13 protein-coding genes and 2 tRNA genes are annotated in these 17,136 nt (G+C 70.6%); 3 read left to right on the top strand and 12 right to left on the bottom strand.

The window, feature by feature from the left end; translation table 11 throughout:
- Positions 1-4: 4 nt before the first annotated feature.
- From ACFFIO_RS01905 to leuC, 6 genes are all read right to left on the bottom strand, one after another.
- Complete coding sequence (locus ACFFIO_RS01905; RefSeq protein ID WP_378039973.1) at positions 5-1,159, bottom strand: D-alanine--D-alanine ligase family protein; 1,155 nt, start codon at positions 1,157-1,159, stop codon at positions 5-7.
- Complete coding sequence (locus ACFFIO_RS01910; protein WP_378039974.1) at positions 1,156-2,193, bottom strand: NAD(P)H-dependent glycerol-3-phosphate dehydrogenase; 1,038 nt, start codon at positions 2,191-2,193, stop codon at positions 1,156-1,158. Before ACFFIO_RS01910 ends, ACFFIO_RS01905 begins: the two co-directional genes overlap by 4 nt.
- Positions 2,190-2,927 (bottom strand): lysophospholipid acyltransferase family protein, encoded by a 738-nt coding sequence (locus ACFFIO_RS01915; RefSeq protein WP_378039975.1) that lies wholly within the window; start codon positions 2,925-2,927, stop codon positions 2,190-2,192. Before ACFFIO_RS01915 ends, ACFFIO_RS01910 begins: the two co-directional genes overlap by 4 nt.
- Positions 2,928-2,937: 10 nt before the next feature.
- Positions 2,938-4,266, bottom strand: coding sequence for a UDP-N-acetylglucosamine 1-carboxyvinyltransferase (gene murA / locus ACFFIO_RS01920; RefSeq protein ID WP_378039976.1), 1,329 nt, complete (start codon positions 4,264-4,266; stop codon positions 2,938-2,940).
- A gap of 120 nt (positions 4,267-4,386) precedes the next feature.
- Complete coding sequence (gene leuD / locus ACFFIO_RS01925) at positions 4,387-4,989, bottom strand: 3-isopropylmalate dehydratase small subunit (protein ID WP_378039978.1); 603 nt, start codon at positions 4,987-4,989, stop codon at positions 4,387-4,389.
- A 1-nt stretch (position 4,990) separates the two neighbouring features.
- Entirely contained in the window at positions 4,991-6,493 is a 1,503-nt protein-coding gene (gene leuC, locus ACFFIO_RS01930) for a 3-isopropylmalate dehydratase large subunit (protein ID WP_378039979.1), read from the bottom strand.
- 103 nt (positions 6,494-6,596) lie between these two features.
- Between leuC and ACFFIO_RS01935 the strand changes: the two genes are divergently transcribed.
- Positions 6,597-7,358, top strand: a complete 762-nt coding sequence (locus ACFFIO_RS01935) for an IclR family transcriptional regulator (RefSeq protein WP_378039980.1) — start codon at positions 6,597-6,599, stop codon at positions 7,356-7,358.
- A 198-nt stretch (positions 7,359-7,556) separates the two neighbouring features.
- Positions 7,557-8,975, top strand: coding sequence for a UDP-glucose dehydrogenase family protein (locus ACFFIO_RS01940; RefSeq protein ID WP_378040009.1), 1,419 nt, complete (start codon positions 7,557-7,559; stop codon positions 8,973-8,975).
- 25 nt (positions 8,976-9,000) lie between these two features.
- On the opposite strand, the gene ACFFIO_RS01945 is transcribed toward ACFFIO_RS01940, so the two are convergent.
- The 5 genes from ACFFIO_RS01945 to ACFFIO_RS01965 form a co-directional block, all read right to left on the bottom strand.
- Positions 9,001-10,143, bottom strand: coding sequence for a thiamine-phosphate kinase (locus ACFFIO_RS01945; RefSeq protein ID WP_378039981.1), 1,143 nt, complete (start codon positions 10,141-10,143; stop codon positions 9,001-9,003).
- 11 nt (positions 10,144-10,154) lie between these two features.
- On the bottom strand, positions 10,155-11,861 hold the full coding sequence (locus ACFFIO_RS01950; RefSeq protein WP_378039982.1) for a GTPase: 1,707 nt from the start codon (positions 11,859-11,861) through the stop codon (positions 10,155-10,157).
- Positions 11,862-11,864: 3 nt separating this feature from the next.
- Positions 11,865-13,649 carry a dynamin family protein gene (locus tag ACFFIO_RS01955; protein ID WP_378040010.1) on the bottom strand — a complete coding sequence of 595 codons (1,785 nt, stop codon included), beginning with the start codon at positions 13,647-13,649 and terminating at the stop codon, positions 11,865-11,867.
- A gap of 86 nt (positions 13,650-13,735) precedes the next feature.
- Positions 13,736-13,811: transfer RNA gene (locus ACFFIO_RS01960), tRNA-Glu, on the bottom strand.
- A 114-nt stretch (positions 13,812-13,925) separates the two neighbouring features.
- Positions 13,926-13,997 (bottom strand) — tRNA-Gln (locus ACFFIO_RS01965).
- Between the two features lie 147 nt (positions 13,998-14,144).
- On the opposite strand from ACFFIO_RS01965, the gene ACFFIO_RS01970 reads away from it, so the two are divergent.
- Positions 14,145-15,530: an APC family permease gene (locus tag ACFFIO_RS01970; RefSeq protein ID WP_378039983.1), complete on the top strand. Its 1,386-nt coding sequence runs from the start codon at positions 14,145-14,147 to the stop codon at positions 15,528-15,530.
- Here ACFFIO_RS01970 and gltX read toward each other — a convergent pair.
- On the bottom strand, positions 15,527-17,119 hold the full coding sequence (gene gltX / locus ACFFIO_RS01975; protein WP_378039984.1) for a glutamate--tRNA ligase: 1,593 nt from the start codon (positions 17,117-17,119) through the stop codon (positions 15,527-15,529). The two genes, ACFFIO_RS01970 and gltX, sit on opposite strands and share 4 nt — an antisense overlap.
- Positions 17,120-17,136 lie beyond the last annotated feature (17 nt).

Raw genomic sequence — 17,136 nt, forward strand, 5'->3', positions numbered from 1 at the left:
GGACCTAGTGGAGCCCGGTGCCGCGCTCGAGGGCGAGCTGCAGGAGTTCGTCGATCAGTTCGCCGTAGGCCAGCCCGGACCGCTCCCACATGGCGGGGTACATGCTGATCGGGGTGAAGCCCGGCATCGTGTTGATCTCGTTGATGACGAATTCGCCGGCGGGAGTGTAGAAGAAGTCCACGCGGGACAGGCCCTCGGCGTCCACGGCGTCGAAGGCCACGACGGCGAGCCGGCGCACCTCGTCGATGGCCGCCTCGGGCAGGTCAGCCGGGCAGGACAGGTCTGCCGCGGTGTCGTCCTGGTACTTGGCCTGGAAATCGTAGAACTGGTGCTGGCCGGAGCCGTCATGGACCACGATCTCGCCGGGCAGGGAGGCCCGCGGCGCCTGGACCCCATGGCCATCCAGCACCGCGCACTCGATCTCGCGGCCGGCGATCCCGGCCTCGACGACGACCTTGGGATCGAAGCGGCGGGCCTCCTCGATCGCGGCGGCGAGGCCTTCGGCACCCGCCACTCGGGTGATGCCGAAGGAGGAACCCGCCCGGGCCGGCTTGACGAACACAGGGAAGGCCAGGGCGGCGACCCTCTCGAGAACGGCCTCCCGCTCACCACGCCACTGGCGGTCCGTGATGGTCTCCCACGGCCCGACCTGCAGCCCGGCGGCCTGGAAGGCGACCTTCATGAAGTGCTTGTCCATGCCCACGGCCGAGGCGAGCACGCCGGCGCCCACGTAGGGCACGGCGGCCATCTCGAGCTCTCCCTGCAGGGTCCCGTCCTCACCGAACGGCCCGTGCAGCAGCGGGAACACCACGTCGATGGCCCCGTGTGATTCCCCGCTGGCCACGGAGACGAGCTCATGGCCGCCCCCCTCGGTACAGCGCAACGCGAGCGGATCGGCCGGCTCGGGGACCTGCGGCAGGTCTCCGCCGGGCAGGTTCCAGTGCGCCGGGTCTGCCTCGAGGCCGTGCCACCGGCCGGTCGCCGTGATCCCGACGGGCACCGCCTCGTACCGGTCCGGGTCCATGGCGTTCAGCACACCGGAGGCGGTGATGCAGCTGATCGGGTGCTCGCTGGAGCGGCCCCCGAAGAGCACGAGCACGCGGAGCCGGCCGTGGGAGCCAGATCCGGGCCGTGCGTTGCGGTCTGGTTCCGTGGTCACGATCGTCCTTCCGGTTTGAGGTCACGGGCCAGCAGCAGCCCGGCCAGGGTGTCGACATCGAGGGCGCCGGCGATCACGGCATTCATGGCCTCACTGATCGGCATCTCCACACCGTGTCGCCGGGCGAGGTCGACCACCGCGGAGACCGACTTCATGCCCTCTGCGGTCTGCTTGAGCCGCGCGGTGGCCTCCTCCACGCTGAGCCCCTGGCCGAGGTGCCGGCCGGCCGTCCTGTTGCGGGACAACGGCGAGGCACACGTGGCCACGAGGTCGCCCAGCCCGGCGAGCCCGGCGAGGGTCTCGGCCTGGCCCCCGAGGCTCTCGACCAGGCGTGCGGTCTCGGCCAGCCCGCGGGTGATGACGGAGGCCTTGGAGTTGTCCCCGTAGCCCAGCCCGTCGCAGATCCCCACGGCCAGCGCGATCACGTTCTTGACCACGCCGCAGATCTCGACGCCGGTCACGTCCGTGTTGGTGTAGGGCCGGAAGTACGGGCCCGAGGTCCGCACCGCGATCCACTCGGCCGTGGCGGGGTCCGCGGAGGCCACCACTGTTGCCGTCGGCTCCTGGCGGGCGATCTCCAGGGCCAGGTTCGGCCCGGACACCACGGCGAACCGCTCGTCCGGCAGGCCGAGTTCCTCAGCGCACAGCTCGCTCATCCGGGCGTCGGTACCGCGTTCCAGCCCCTTCACCAGGGACACCACGACGGCGGCCGGGTCCAGGTGGGCGCGAATGGCCGGCAGGTGCCCGCGGACCTCCTGGGCGGGGATGGCCAGGACCACGAGTCCGGCACCGGCCACGGCCTCCGCCAGATCGGTGGTGGCGCTCAGGCATGCCGGCAGGTCGATGTCCGGGAGGTAGTCGGTGTTGCGCTTCCGGGCGGTGATGTCCTCGGCCACCTCGGGACGCCGGGCCCAGAGCACGATCTCCGGCTCGACCACCCCTCGTTCGATGGCACTGTCCGCCAGGACCTTCGCGAAGGTGGTCCCCCAGCTGCCGGCTCCCACCACCACCAGCTTCTCGGGGCGCGCGTTCACGAGATCCCCTGGCCCCGGTGGCCCGCTTCCCGTTGGCCGGTGCGCGGATTCCACCGTCCCTCCGGCGCGTCCTCGCCTCGGAGGACCTCGAGTTCGCCGGTGATGGCCGTCATGATGCGTTCGCTGGCGGTCTCCAGCACGGACCGCGTCAACGTGGACTCCCGCAGGTCCTCCAGGGGCACCGGGGCGCCGATGCGGATCCGTCCCATCCCGCGGGGCCGGAGCCGGGGTGTCTTGGCCGTCTTCGGCAGCACCTCATGGATGCCCCACTGGGCCACCGGGATGACCGGCACCCCGGTCTTGAGGGCCAATCGTGCCGCCCCGGTCTTCGCCTTCATGGGCCACAGGTCCGGGTCCGAGGTCAGGGTCCCCTCGGGGTAGATGATGATCGCCCCACCCTCGGCGAGCACCCGGTCTGCCGCCACGAGCGATTCATTGCCGCCACGGGCTCGGTCCACGGGGATCTGCCGCATCCGGGTCAGCAGCCCACCCACGACCGGCAGCTGGAACAGCTCGGACTTGGCCAGGAAGTGCGGCAGGTGGCCCTGGCTGTAGACCATGTGGCCCAGGGCCAGCGGGTCCAGGTTGGAGATGTGGTTGGCGCACACGATGAATCCCGATTCCGGGATGTGGTGGCCGCCCTGCCACTCCTTGGACATGATGGCGTTGAGCGTGGGGCGGACGAGGGAGGCCGCCGCGAAGTAGCCGGCGCGCAGTCCGGTGGATTCGGTCACGAGAGGTCCCCTAGCGGCCCAGGCTGCTCAGCTCGACGTCTGCCCCGAGGCCGGTCAGCTTGTCCATGAACTTCTCGTAGCCGCGGTTGATGATCTCGATGCCGGTGGCCCGTGAGGTGCCCTGGGCGGCGAGGGCGGCGATGAGGTGGGAGAACCCGCCCCGCAGGTCGGGGATGTCGAAGTCGGCGCCGTGCAACTCGGTGGGTCCGGAGATGACGGCGGAGTGCAGGAAGTTGCGCTGGCCGAACCGGCAGGGCACGGAGCCGAGGCATTCACGGTGCAGCTGGATGGAGGCACCCATGCGGACCAGGGCATCGGTGAACCCGAAGCGGTTCTCGTAGACGGTCTCATGCACGATCGAGACACCCTCGGCCTGCGTCAGCGCCACCACGAGCGGCTGCTGCCAGTCGGTCATGAAGCCCGGGTGCACGTTGGTCTCCAGCACGAGGGGCTTGAGCCGGCCCCCGCCGTGCCAGAAGCGGATGCCGTCGTCATCGACCTCGAACTCCCCGCCGATCTTGCGGTAGGTGTTCAGGAAGGCGGTGAGATCCCGCTGTATGGCGCCTTCCACGTAGATGTCCCCCTGCGTCACGAGGGCGGCCGAGGCCCATGAGGCCGACTCGTTGCGGTCCGGGATGGCGCGGTGGTTGAAACCCGTGAGCTGGTCCACACCCTCGATCCGGATGGTGCGATCGGTCTGCACCGTGATGATGGCGCCCATCTTCTGGAGGATGTGGATCAGGTCGTGGATCTCCGGCTCCACGGCGGCGCCCTTGAGTTCGGTGATTCCCTCCGCCTTCACGGCGGTCAGCAGCACCTGCTCCGTGGCCCCGACCGAGGGGTACGGCAGTTCCAGCTTCGCCCCGGTCAGGCCCTTCGGCGCGGAGATGTGGATGCCGCCGGGGCGCTTCTCCACCACGGCACCGAAGCTGCGCAGGACGGTGAGGTGGAAGTCGATCGGCCGGTCGCCGATCTTGCAGCCGCCGAGGTCCGGGATGAAGGCCTCGCCGATGGAGTGCATCAGGGGGCCGCAGAACAGGATGGGGATGCGGGAGTCGCCGGCGTGGGCGTCGATCTCCGAGCTGGTGGCGGACTTGGTGGCCGCCGGGTCCAGGCTGAGGTCCCCGGTCTCCGGGTCCTTGGTGACCTTGACCCCGTGGACGGAGAGCAGACCGGTGACGATCTCGACGTCCCGGATCTCCGGGACGTTGCGCAGGACCGACGGTTTGCTGCCTAGTAGTGAGGCCACCATGGCCTTCGGCACCAGGTTCTTGGCGCCACGGACGGTCACGCGTCCCTCGAGCGGCTTACCGCCGTTGATCGTCAGCAGATTTCCCATAGACAGTGGCATTCCTCCGTGGCCCGCCGGGACGGGCCGTCGCTGGTGTGCGGATGGCCGGGACGGGCCCGGCGCAGATCCGCACACCAGCATACGGGGCGAAGCCGGATCAGTCCGGGATCAGGCGGTGCGGGCCGGAAGCGTGGCGGGCTTGTAGGCCGGTCGGCTCGCCTCGAAGTCGGTGATCTCCTGCTCCGTGCGCAGGGTGAGGCCGATGTCATCGAGCCCCTCCCTCAGGCGCCAGCGCGTGTAGTCGTCCACCTGGAAGCCGGTGCTGAACGAACCGCAGGTCACGGTGCGGCCCTCCAGGTTCACCGTCACCTGCGTGCCGGGATGGTTTTCGAGCTCCTTCCAGATCAGCTCGATGTCCTGCTGGTCCACCTCGGCGGCCAGCAGGCCCTGCTTGCCGGAGTTGCCGCGGAAGATGTCCGCGAAGCGGGCGGACAGGACCACCTTGAACCCGAAGTCCTTCAGGGCCCACACCGCATGCTCGCGGGAGGAGCCCGTGCCGAAGTCCGGGCCCGCCACCAGGACTGAACCGGCCGAGTATGGCTCCCGGTTCAGGATGAACTCCGGGTCCTTGCGCCAGCCGGCGAACAGGGCGTCCTCGAATCCGGTACGGGTGATCCGCTTGAGGTAGACAGCCGGGATGATCTGGTCCGTGTCCACATTGGACTGCTTCAGCGGAACGCCGATCCCGGTGTGGCTGGTGAAGGGTTCCATGTCAGGCCTCCTGCAGTTCGGATTCGAATGCCGCCAGGTCGGACGGCGAGGACAGCGTGCCGCGGATCGCGGTCGCGGCCGCGACCACCGGCGAGACCAGGTGGGTGCGGCCACCCTTGCCCTGGCGCCCCTCGAAGTTGCGGTTGGACGTGGACGCGCACCGCTCTCCCGGGGCCAACTGGTCCGGGTTCATCCCGAGGCACATGGAGCAGCCGGCGAAGCGCCATTCCGCACCGAAATCCTTGAACACGCGGTCCAGGCCCTCGGCCTCCGCCTCCAGTCGCACCCGGGCGGAGCCGGGGACCACGATCATCCGCACGTTTTCGTCCTTGGTCCGCCCCTCGATGATCGCGGCCGCGGTGCGCAGGTCCTCGAGCCGGGAGTTGGTGCAGGAGCCCAGGAAGACGGTGTCCACCCGGATGTCCTTCATCGGCATGCCGGCGGTCAGGTCCATGTACTCCAGCGCCCGCTCGGCGGCGGCCCGGGCGTTCGGGTCATCGAAGTGCTCCGGGACCGGAACGGTGTCACTCAGGGACACACCCTGCCCCGGGTTCGTACCCCAGGTGACGAAGGGCTCCAGCTCGTCGGCGTCCAGGAAGACCTCGGCGTCGAAGGCCGCACCCTCGTCCGTGGGCAGGCTGGACCAGTACTCCACGGCGGCGTCCCAGTCCTCGCCCTGGGGGGCGTGGGGACGGCCCTTGATGTACTCGAAGGTCGTCTCGTCCGGGGCGACCATGCCGGCGCGGGCACCGGCCTCGATCGACATGTTGCAGATGGTCATGCGAGCGTCCATGGACAGCGCCCGGATGGCCGAGCCCCGGTACTCCAGGACGTACCCCTGCCCGCCACCGGTTCCGATCTTCGCGATGACCGCGAGGATGATGTCCTTGGCGGTCACCCCCTCCCGGAGGGTGCCCTCGACGGTGATGGCCATGGTCTTGAACGGTTTCAGCGGCAGGGACTGGGTGGCGAGCACATGCTCGACCTCGGAGGTGCCGATGCCGAAGGCCAGGGCCCCGAAGGCGCCGTGCGTGGAGGTGTGCGAGTCGCCGCACACCACGGTCATGCCCGGCTGGGTGAGACCCAACTGCGGCCCCACCACGTGAACGATGCCCTGCTCGGCGTCGCCCAGGGAATGGAGCCGGATACCGAACTCCTGGGCGTTGTCCCGCAGGGTCTGGATCTGCTTGGCCGAGACCGGGTCGGCGATCGGCTTGTCGATCTCCAGCGTGGGGGTGTTGTGGTCCTCGGTGGCGATCGTCAGGTCGGGGCGCCGGACGGTGCGGCCCGCCAGGCGCAGCCCCTCGAAGGCCTGCGGGCTGGTGACCTCGTGCATGATGTGCAGGTCGATGTACAGCAGGTCGGGGGTCTGGGCGTCGCCGGCACCGCTGCCGGGGACCACCACGTGATCCTGCCAGACCTTCTCGGCCAGCGTGCGCGGGGTTGCTGCTGAGGCCGTTGCGACTGTTGCGACTACGTTTTCAGGGGATGCCTTGGCTACCATCTCGTGTCCTTCCACCAGTGACATCCATACTCTGGCACCGCGGCCTCGACGGTGGCCATCACGTCCGCGAATGTCTCACATAATGAGACGCTAGTATCAGAGTATGGACACTTCGGAACACCAGACACCGCAGGCCCTCCACACCCCCAGCGGGGTCGGCGTGGTGGACAAGGCCGCCGCCATCCTGGACGCCCTCGAGGCCGGGCCGACGTCGCTGGCCGAGCTGGTCTCCGCCACGGGGATCGCACGGCCCACCCTCCATCGCCTCGCCTCGGCACTCGTCCATCACCGGCTGGTCGGCCGTGACCTGCAGGGCCGCTACGTCCTGGGCAGCAGACTCTCCGAGCTCGCCTCGGCTGCCGGCGAGGACCGGCTGACGGCGGCCGCCGGCCCAGTGCTGTCCCGACTGCGGGATGCCACCGGGGAGAGCTCCCAGCTCTTCCGCCGGCAGGCCGACGCCCGCGTGTGCGTCGCCAGTGCCGAGAGGCCCGTGGGGCTCCGCGACACCATTCCGGTCGGAACGCGGCTGTCCATGAAGGCAGGTTCCGCCGCACAGGTGCTGCTGGCGTGGGAGGACAATGAACGCCTCGTCGAGGGCCTCAACGGGGCCGTCTACACCCCCACGGTGCTGGCCGCCGTCCGGCGCCGGGGGTGGGCCCAATCGCTCGGGGAACGTGAGCCCGGAGTCGCCTCCGTCTCGGCACCGGTGCGGGGTCCGAGCGGACGGGTGATCGCCGCCGTGTCCATCTCCGGGCCCATCGAACGGTTGACCCGCCAACCCGGACGGGTCCACGCGGAGACGGTGATGCGCCACGCGCACAACCTCACCGAACTGATCCGGACCACGCACACCCAGGCGCGATAGAGACCCCGCAGCGAAGTGTTCGCGCATTCGAGGCACGGTGTTCGCCTCCCAGGCGTGACCTCGGACGCGGCCGTCCCTACGATGGGCCACGTGACCAACCCAGCCATCGATGCCGTCCAGACCGAGCCTGCCGTCCGTACCGGGCCTGCAGCATCCACTGCACCGAGACCCGGGAGCGACGCCGGCGGGGGGCCACCGCTGCGCGTCTCAGTGGTCGGGACGGGGTATCTGGGGGCCACGCATGCGGCGTGTATGGCGGAGCTGGGATTCGAGGTCCTGGGCCTGGACATCGACCAGGCGAAGATCGACGCGTTGACCCGCGGGGAGCTGCCCTTCCACGAGCCCGGCCTGCCGGAACTGCTCCTCAAGCACGTTCAGTCCGGTCGGCTGCGATTCACCACCTCCTACGAGGAGGTCGGCACCTGGGCCGATGCGCACTTCATCGGGGTCGGCACCCCGCAGAAGCCCGGAGAGTCCGCCGCAGACCTGCGCTACGTGGACGCCGCCGTGACCTCCCTGGCCGAGCACATCACCCGGGACGCCCTGATCGTGGGCAAGTCCACCGTCCCGGTCGGCACTGCCGAGCGCCTGGGCACCCTGCTGGCGGACGCCCGCGCCCACGCCGGCCTGCCGGGCACGGTGGAACTGGCCTGGAATCCGGAATTCCTGCGCGAGGGCTACGCCGTCCAGGACACCCTGGCCCCGGACCGGCTCGTCGTCGGCGTGCAATCGGCCCACGCCGAAGACCTCCTGCGCCAGATATATGCCAAGTCCCTGGCCGAGGGCACCCCGTGGATCACCACGGACTTCGCCACCGCCGAACTGGTCAAGGTCGCCGCCAACGCCTTTCTGGCCACGAAGATCTCCTTCATCAACGCCTTCTCCGAGATCACCGAGGCCGCAGGCGGGGACATCGGCACCCTGGCCGACGCGATCGGCCACGACCCCCGGATCGGGCGGAAGTTCCTCAACGCCGGCGTCGGCTTCGGCGGCGGCTGCCTGCCCAAGGACATCCGGGCGCTGCAGGCCCGGGTCTCCGAACTCGGGCTGGACCGCACCATGCGCTTCCTCGCCGAGATGGACGACATCAACCTGCGCCGCCGCGACCGCGTGGTCGACCTCGCCGTCCAGGTCCTCTCCCACAGCCTCAACGGCGCGATCCGCACCACCGGCGTGGGCGAGGGCTCCGGCACCGTGCCCTCCCCGGCCGCCGTCGAGATCCTGAACGGAGCGAAGATCGCCATCCTCGGAGTCACCTTCAAACCCCACTCAGACGATGTGCGCGACTCCCCCGCCCTGGACGTCGCCAACCGGCTCTTCACCGCAGGGGCAGACGTGGCCGTCTACGACCCGAAGGGCAACGCCAACGCCGCCCGACGATTCCCCCGCCTGGGCTACGTCAACACCCTCGCCAAGGCCGTCATCGGTGCCGACCTGCTCATCCTGCTCACCGAATGGGACGAGTTCCGCCAGATGGATCCCGAGGACATCGGCAGGCTCGTGGACCGCAAGAACATCATCGACGCCCGCAACGTCCTGGACCCCGCCCCCTGGCAAACGGCCGGTTTCACCCACGCCGCCCTCGGACACCGCTTCGCCCCGGACGCGTCGGTGTGATGCCACGGGGAACGACGCCGGCCGGTCACCGGTCCGTGAAGTGGTCCCACCCGCCTGCGCTGCCGACGTTCTCCGCTGCCGCGGGTGCTCCCGACTCGGCGACCAGGCGTCCGATCCGCCGGAATCCCACGGGCACCGCGGCGCCTGCGGGCAGGGCGGCGAGCAGGCCGTAGTCCTCTCCCCCGGCCGACACCCAGCGTTCGGCGGTCCGCTGCCCGCTCGCGAGGTCCAGGGCGCGCGCCAGGGGCACGAGGACCGAGGCCTCGCGGCGCACCCAGTCCGGATCGAGTTCCGCCCGCAGGCCGTTGGCCGTGGCCAGGCGCCCGGCGTCCTTCAGCACGCCATCGGAGACGTCCATCATGGCCAGTGCCCCGGCCTCGGCGGCCACCCGTCCTGCGCCCAGCACGGGCCGGGGCCGGAGTTGGGCGGCGGCCGCCAGCGCGGCGAGTCGCCGGACGCCGTGTTCCGGCTGTTCCGGCTGTTCTGCCTGTTCGGCAGCGCGCAGCAGTTCGTCCAACCGCCCGCGGGGCGTCTCCAGCACGTCCAGGCCGGCGGCGGCCCAGCCGGCCCGGCCGCACAGGACCAGGTCCAGGTCAGCCGTGACCGCGTGGGCTCCCGGCGGCAGCGTGCGCAGCACCGCCGGCCGGCCGTCCAGGTCTCCCGTGGCGGTGACGGCCACGGTGATGCGGTCGTCCGAGCCCAGGTCTCCGCCGACGATCCGGCAGCGAGTCGCGCCGAGGTGGCGCACCGCTCCCGCGAGCCCGGCCGCGAGGCCGTCGATCCAGGCCACGGGGGTGGTAGGAGGCATGGTCAGGGCCAGGAGGAGACCGGAGGGCTCTCCCCCCATGGCGTTGATGTCGGAGAGGTTCTGGGCGGCGGCCTTCCAACCGGTGGAATAGCCGCCCGCCAAGCCATGCCCGTCGAACCTCACGCCGTGAACGGCTGGCCAGTCCAGCCGGAAGTCACGGTCCTGCGCCATGGCATCCGTCGTGATGACGAACCTGCCGTCCGGGGCGGCCACGACCGCGGCATCATCCCCGGGGCCGACGGTCCCCTCCGGCCAGTCTCCCGCTGCCGGTACGGCGGCGAAGCGGCGGTTCAGGATCCGCAGGATCCCCGATTCGCCCAGTCCGCCGACGCTCTGGCGGGCTCGCGGGGCCGGTGTCACGCCGGACGCCGTCAATGGCGCCCGCTGGCCGCCGCCAGCGCCTCCCGGAACGCACCGTAGCGTTCGATCTCCGCCGTCACCGGCTCGGCGATGCGGTCCCGGGCGACCCTCGAGACCGCGGCGCGCAGCCGGCGTCGGGCCCGGCGCGCACGGTTCCGTGCCCCCAGCCGCACCAGCGGGGCCATCAGCAGTGCCAGCAGCAGCCCGAACGCCAGTCCACCGAACACGAGCAGCGTGGGGATCGGGAAGCCCTCCACGGCCGGGGCGGGTGGCATCTCGAACTGGAAGTACCCGGCCAGGGCCAGCACGCCCAGCCAGGCGAGACCGGCCACGGCGGCCACCAGGGCGGTCCACTGGAGGGCATTGACCACGTGCCACCACCAGGACCCCTTCCCGGCCCCCAGGTCGGTGGAGGTGATCGCCTGGTCCAGTTCGTCCGGAAGCGTGTCCGCATGGCTGCGGGCGGCACGGCGGATGGCGGAACGCCACGCGTCCGGGGCGCCGGCGCCCGTGACCTCGGCGAAGGCGCGGATGGCGCCGTCGGCCTGCGCCTGCTGGGCCGGGCTGCGCTCGGGCAGTGAACTCCGGTGAAGTCGCGGATCGTCTGCCGCGGAGGCCGGCGCCCGGTTCGTCCCGCGCTGCGGATCATCCCCGCGTCGCAACCCGAGCCGGCGCAGCGGGTCCTGGCGAAGGCGCGTGGCCCATCGGACCACGGGCCATCCGGTGCGGCGGCCGCCCTCCATCCGATAGGACCGCTGTACGGCCCGCACCACGGTGGTGACGCCGGCAGCCTCGGTCAGCGCGTCCACGAGCCTGGCCTCATCCGCCTTCCCGACGCCGGCCGGAACGCCTCCCGCGTCCCCGGCGCCCAGGGCCTTGGCGGCCGTGCGCACATCCGAGAGCAGCCGTTCACTGGCGGCGCTCCGCCGTTCGGCCACCTCCGCGATGGCAGACCGGAGGGGCTCGACGCCGGCGCCGGTGGTGGCCGAGGCAGGATAGACGGGTACGCGGGCAAGGCCGTCCTGAGCCAGGATGCCCTTCAGGGATGCGGTCACAGCCCCCACATCCGCCTCGGCGAGCCGGTCGACCTGGTTCAAGACCACGAGGGTGACGCCGCGGTGGGCGGCCAGCGGCTCGAGGAATTCGCGGTGCAGGGCGGCATCCGCGTATTTCTGCGGGTCGACGACCCAGACGAGCACGTCCACCTGGCCGGCCAGCCGGGTCACGATCTCCCGGTGCCGGACGGCGATCGAGTCGAAGTCCGGCAGGTCGAGCAGGATCAGGCCTCCGGGTTGGTCGTTCTTCCGGCTCCAGCGCTGGCCGAGCAGCCGGGACCACGGCCCCGAGGGCTCAGTTCCGGCCGCGCGACCGTCCAGCTGATGACGGTGGGAGACCTCCAGCCAGTCGAGCAGCGCTTCGGAACCGTCGGCACCCCATACGGCGGCCAGGGGCTCGGAGGTCGTGGGCCGCGTGGCAGCGGCGCGGGCGAGAGGGTGACCGGTGACTGCGTTGAAGAGGCTGGACTTGCCGGAACCGGTGGCCCCGAAGAAGCCGACGACCGTGTGGTCGGCCGAGAGCCGGCGTCGTTCCCGGGCCCGTTCCACCACCTGACCGGCCGAGGCCAGCCCCTCCTCGGACACCCGCCCCTCGCCCAGCCGGGCGGCGGTCTCGAGCGCGGTGAGCTTGCGGTCCAGCGGACCGGAGTCGAAGGTCGTCACGGGTCAGCCCTCCCGTCCGGCCAGCCGACGCAGTTCGGGGGCAAGGGTACGCAACTGGCCGGTCTCCTCCTGGTCACGGACGCCGTCCAACAGCGCGGTGAACCGGCGGGCGTCGGCTTGCAGCAGCCCGGTGATCCGGTCCACGAGGTTCGCCTGGGAGCGTTGGGCCAGCCGGCGGACGGCGTCCTCGCCGAAGATCGATTCGAGCAGCTTCTGCGCCACCACCGCGGTCCCGCCGGCGATCCCGACCTCGATGCCCAGCAGCCCGCCGGTGGCCGCGAAGGAGACGATCATCAGGGTCACGGCCACGCCGTTCACCCCCAGGGCGGAGATCCGGGCCATCGTCCGCTTGCCGGCACCCTCGTGTTCGATCAGGGCGATCAGATCCCCCTGCCAACCCCGGATCTCGGCGGCCGCGCGGTCGCTGAAGTCGGCGGGGAGCCTGGCAGGATCCTGGCCGGTGACGAGCGCGCGCCCAGCCGCGTCCTGACGCCAGCGCTGGGCGGACTCCTCGGAGGCCGCAGCGGCCTGTTCCACGAGGACGGCGTGCAGGCCCGTTTCGATCGCCGTCTCGACCTCCTCCGGCGGGGCCGGCCGGCCCCGGAAGAAGGAGGTGATCCGGTCCCTCAGCCGCCCGATCCCCGATTCCAGCGACCGGAAGAACTCCCCGGTGCCGACGAAGTCCTGCCAGCGGGAGAGCACCTCCCCGCGCAGCAACGTCCCGTCCTGGGTCGAGGCCAGCACGCCCGTCAGCGCCTGCTCGTAGGCGGAGTCCACGTCACCGGCCAGCCGGGCCGCCGCGTGACGCTGGTCGTCCTCGGCCGCCGCCAGCTCCGAGGTCTTCTCAGCCAGTTGCCGGACCACCCCGTTGAGGGTGCGCCGGGCAACCGCCGCACGGGAACCGGCATCACCGGCAATGGACTCCAGCCATGCGCGCAGCGGCCGCACGGCGCCCGCCGGGAGCATCCCCTGGACGTCGAGGGCGGACTCCGTGACGACGAAGAGCCCGGCCGAGCCCAGCCCCTGACGCTCGAGGAGCCCGCGCAGATCCGTGGCCACCTCGTCCTCCACGCCGGGCGGAACACGGTCCAGCACCACGGCGACCGTGATGTCCCGGGCGGCGGCGTCCAGGAGCAGCTCCCAGGGGACGGCATCCGCATAGCGGTTCGCGGTGGTGACGAAGATCCAGAGGTCTGCGGCCGAGAGCAACTGACCGGCCAGTCGCCGGTTCTCGTCCGCGATCGAGTCGATGTCCGGGGCGTCCAGCAGGGCCAGACCGGCGGGCAGGGCCTGCTCGGCCACCAGGACCAGGGAGTTGATGGCCTCGGGGTCCGGATCCACCCCCACGCGTTCCGCGGGCACCGTGGTCCCCGGCACGGCGCGGTGGCCGGTGGTCCGGGAGAGGTTCGGCAGCACGCGGTCGGGGGTGAACCAGTCCACGTCCTCCGGGTGGTGCAGGAGGATCGGTTGCCGTGTGGTCGGACGGATGGCGCCGGAACGGGTCACGGCGTGCCCCACCAGGGCATTGACGAGAGTGGACTTGCCGGCACCGGTTGATCCCCCGACGACGGCCAGCAGCGGTGCGTCCAGGCTGCGGTACCGCGGCAGGACGTAGTCGTCCAGCTGGGCGACGGCGGCGTCCCGCACCCGGGCGGCCTCGGCGGCTCCGTCGATCCCGAGCGGCAGGGACACCCCGGCCAGTTCGCTGCGCAACCGGCTCAGCAGGTCCACGGCCTGGGCCGCTCGCTGCGGCGGGACGGGGGTGGGATCAGTGCTCACGCATCCCATCATGGCACCGGAACAGGACACCGGAGCGCAGCAGCTTCCGACGGGCAAAGAAAAGACCCGGTCCTGGTGGACCGGGTCTTCTCAGCTGGTGACCCCAGCGGGATTCGAACCCGCGTTACCGCCGTGAGAGGGCAGCGTACTAGGCCGCTATACGATGGGGCCGTCACCGTTGCTCAACCGTCCTGCCGCGTGGCATTTCCGATTGGGCAACCCCAGTAGTATTTCATACTCTGGGGGATTCCACCAAATCGATCGAAACCGAATCGATGTACTCCGCTGGGGTACCAGGACTCGAACCTAGAATGACGGTACCAGAAACCGTTGTGTTGCCGATTACACCATACCCCAATGGCTGTCAAGGAGATGATCCGGTGTCCCGGACCCCCTGCGCCATTCATGCCGGACTCACTCCGGCACGGGTGTTTACTATACCGGTGTTCCGCCCCAATGACAAAACGGCCGTCACGCGGCCTCCCCCGCGTTTACAGTGTGTCCATGACAGCCACCTCCGATCAGCCTGTTTCCCTGCGCCGCACGGTCACCACCGCGGGGCTCTTCTTCTTCATCCTCGGCGACGTCCTCGGGGCGGGCGTCTACGTCCTGGCCGGGGAGATCGCCGCCACGGCGGGTGGCGCCGTCTGGGTCCCCCTCGTAGTGGCCCTGGTCCTGGCCCTGCTGACGGCCGGTTCCTACGCCGAACTGGCCACCAAGTATCCGCGCGCCGGAGGCTCCGCCCACTACACCATGCGCGCCTTCGGCCCCTTCGTCGGCTTCCTGGTCGGGTTCTGTATGCTCTCCGCCGGCATCGTGTCCGTGGGCACCCTGGCGCTCGGCTTCGCCGGCGACTACCTCACCGAGTTCGTCACGCTGCCCACGGCACTCGTGGTGGTGATCTTCCTGGGGTTGCTGGCGGCGCTGAACGCGCGGGGCATCTCCGAGTCGATGGGCGCCAACCGCGTGGCGACCATCATCGAGGTCTCCGGCCTGATCATGGTGGTCGTCCTCGGCATCATCGTCGTGGCCCGCGGAGACGGGGACCTCGGCCGGCTGACGGAGTTGGGCACGGACGACCAAGGTCCACTGCCCGCCGTTCTGGCCGGCACCGTCCTCGCCTTCTACTCCTACGTGGGCTTCGAGACGAGCGTGAACATCGCCGAGGAGACGAAGGACCCGGCGCGGTCCTACCCCCGGGCCCTCTTCGGCGCCCTGATCGTGGCCGGCGTCGTCTACGCGCTCGTCGGTGCGGCTGCCGCGGCCGTTATCCCCACGGCGGAACTGGCCGAGAGTTCTGCTCCCCTGCTCCAAGTGGTCACGGCCGCCGGATTCGTCCCGCCGGTCCTCTTCAGTGTGATCGCCCTCGTGGCAGTGGCCAACGGCGCCCTGCTGACCGGCATCATGTCCTCGCGCCTGGCCTACGGCATGGCCCGGGACGGGCTGCTGCCGGCCGTGCTGACCCGGCTGCTGCCGCAGCGGCGGACGCCCTGGGTGGCCATCATCGCCACCACCGGCCTGTCCCTGGTGCTCGCGCTGACCGGCACATTGGAGATCCTGGCGGGCACCATGGTGCTCCTGCTGCTCGTGGTGTTCACCGCCGTCAACGCCGCCGTTCTCGTATTGCGGCGGGATCCGGTGGACCGGCGCCATTTCCGCGTCCCGGCCTTCCTGCCCGTGGCGGGGATCGTCTCCTGCCTCGGGCTGGCCACCCAGGTCGAGGGTGAGGTCTGGCGACTCGGCCTGCCGTTCCTCGCCCTCGCGGCGGTGCTCGCCGGCCTGGCCGCCTGGCGCCGACGGGCCCGCCGCGAGCACGACTCCGGACAAGACGGACCCGGGCCGGAGGCCTCCAGTGAGAACTCCGGCCCGGGCTCCCGCCCGGCGTCCTAGGCTTCCGGCGCGCCTGTTGCCGTCTGCTGCCCTGCCTGTGATGCCTGTTCTGCCTGCTCAACAGCAAACCGGTCCAGGCGCGACAGGGTGGAGTTCTTGCCCAGGATCTCCAGGGACTCGAACAACGGCGGCGAGACCTTCTTACCGGACACCGCGGTCCGCACGGGGCCGAACGCCTGCCGCGGCTTGAGTCCCAGGCCGTCGATCAACGCGGCACGCAGTGCAGCCTCGATGGACTCGACGGTCCACGAGCCGGCGTCGATCCCGTCCAGGCCGGCCCGGGCCGCGGCCAGGGCCGCCGGCAGGGCCGCCGGCAGGTCGGCAGGCATGCCCTTCAGGGCCCCGTCCGCCGTCCTGATGTCCGCGTCCGGCTGGAAGAGGAAGGCGAGCATGTCCACGGCCTCCCCCAGCAGGGCGATGCGTTCCTGGACGAGAGGCGCGCCGGCGTCGAGGATCTCGTTCTCACGGTCGGTCAGGGACTCGCCCACCAGGCCCGCAGCCTGCAGGTGGGGCACCAGCCGGCCACGGAAGTCGGCGGCATCCAGCATCCGGATGTGGGTGCCGTTGATCGCCGTGGCCTTCTTCTCGTCGAAGCGGGCGGGGTTGGCCAGCACCTGGTGGATGTCGAAGGCCTCGATGAACTGCTCGCGGGTGAAGATGTCCTCGTCCGCGGAGAGGGACCAGCCCAGCAGGGCCAGGTAGTTGATGAGCCCCTCGGGGATGAAGCCGCGCTCACGGTGCAGGAACAGATTCGACTGCGGGTCACGCTTGGACAGCTTCTTGTTGCCCTCGCCCATGACGTAGGGCAGGTGCCCGAACTCCGGCATGTACCGGGCCACGCCCACCGCGTAGAGGGCTCGGTAGAGCGCGATCTGGCGGGGTGTGGAGGAGAGCAGGTCCTCACCACGCAGTACATGGGTGATCTCCATCAGGGCGTCGTCCACGGGGTTCACCAGGGTGTACAGGGGGTTCCCATCGGCCCGGACCACCACGAAGTCCGGGACGGAGCCCGCCCGGAAGGTGATCTCACCGCGGACGGTGTCCGTGAAGGTGATGTCCGTGTCCGGCATGCGCAGACGCAGCACCGGCTGGCGGCCCTCCGCACGGAAGGCCTGCTTCTGCTCCTCGGACAGCTCACGGTCGAAGTTGTCATAGCCCAGCTTCGGGTCCCGGCCGGCGGCCCGGTGCCGGGCCTCGACCTCATCGGCCGTGGAGAAGGCCTCGTAGATGTAGCCCGCGTCCCGGAGCTTGGTGATGACCTCCTGGTAGAGGTCGGCCCGCTGTGACTGCCGGTACGGGCCGTGCGGTCCACCGACCTCCACGCCCTCGTCCCAGTCGATGCCGAGCCAGTCCATGGCCTCCAGGAGCTGCTGGTAGCTCTCCTCGGAATCACGATTGGCGTCGGTGTCCTCGATGCGGAACACCATCTTGCCGCCGGTGTGGCGCGCCCAGCCCCAATTGAACAGGGCCGTGCGGATCAGCCCGACGTGCGGGGTTCCGGTGGGTGAGGGACAGAAGCGGACGCGGACGGGCGTCTCGGCGGGGACAACGGGAACATCGGCAGGGGCCGGTCGGGTTTCAGGGCTCATGATGGCCACCATCCTAG

The organism is Citricoccus parietis, from assembly GCF_042433045.1.
Classification (GTDB): domain Bacteria; phylum Actinomycetota; class Actinomycetes; order Actinomycetales; family Micrococcaceae; genus Citricoccus; species Citricoccus parietis.

What these genes read in the sequence shown, in the direction of transcription:
- murA (WP_378039976.1), bottom strand. Translation starts at nt 4,266, where the DNA reads ATGGGAAATCTGCTGACGATCAACGGCGGTAAGCCGCTCGAGGGACGC.
- leuD (WP_378039978.1), bottom strand. Translation starts at nt 4,989, where the DNA reads ATGGAACCCTTCACCAGCCACACCGGGATCGGCGTTCCGCTGAAGCAG.
- leuC (WP_378039979.1), bottom strand. Translation starts at nt 6,493, where the DNA reads ATGGTAGCCAAGGCATCCCCTGAAAACGTAGTCGCAACAGTCGCAACG.
- ACFFIO_RS01935 (WP_378039980.1), top strand. Translation starts at nt 6,597, where the DNA reads ATGGACACTTCGGAACACCAGACACCGCAGGCCCTCCACACCCCCAGC.
- ACFFIO_RS01955 (WP_378040010.1), bottom strand. Translation starts at nt 13,649, where the DNA reads ATGGGATGCGTGAGCACTGATCCCACCCCCGTCCCGCCGCAGCGAGCG.
- ACFFIO_RS01970 (WP_378039983.1), top strand. Translation starts at nt 14,145, where the DNA reads ATGACAGCCACCTCCGATCAGCCTGTTTCCCTGCGCCGCACGGTCACC.
- gltX (WP_378039984.1), bottom strand. Translation starts at nt 17,119, where the DNA reads ATGAGCCCTGAAACCCGACCGGCCCCTGCCGATGTTCCCGTTGTCCCC.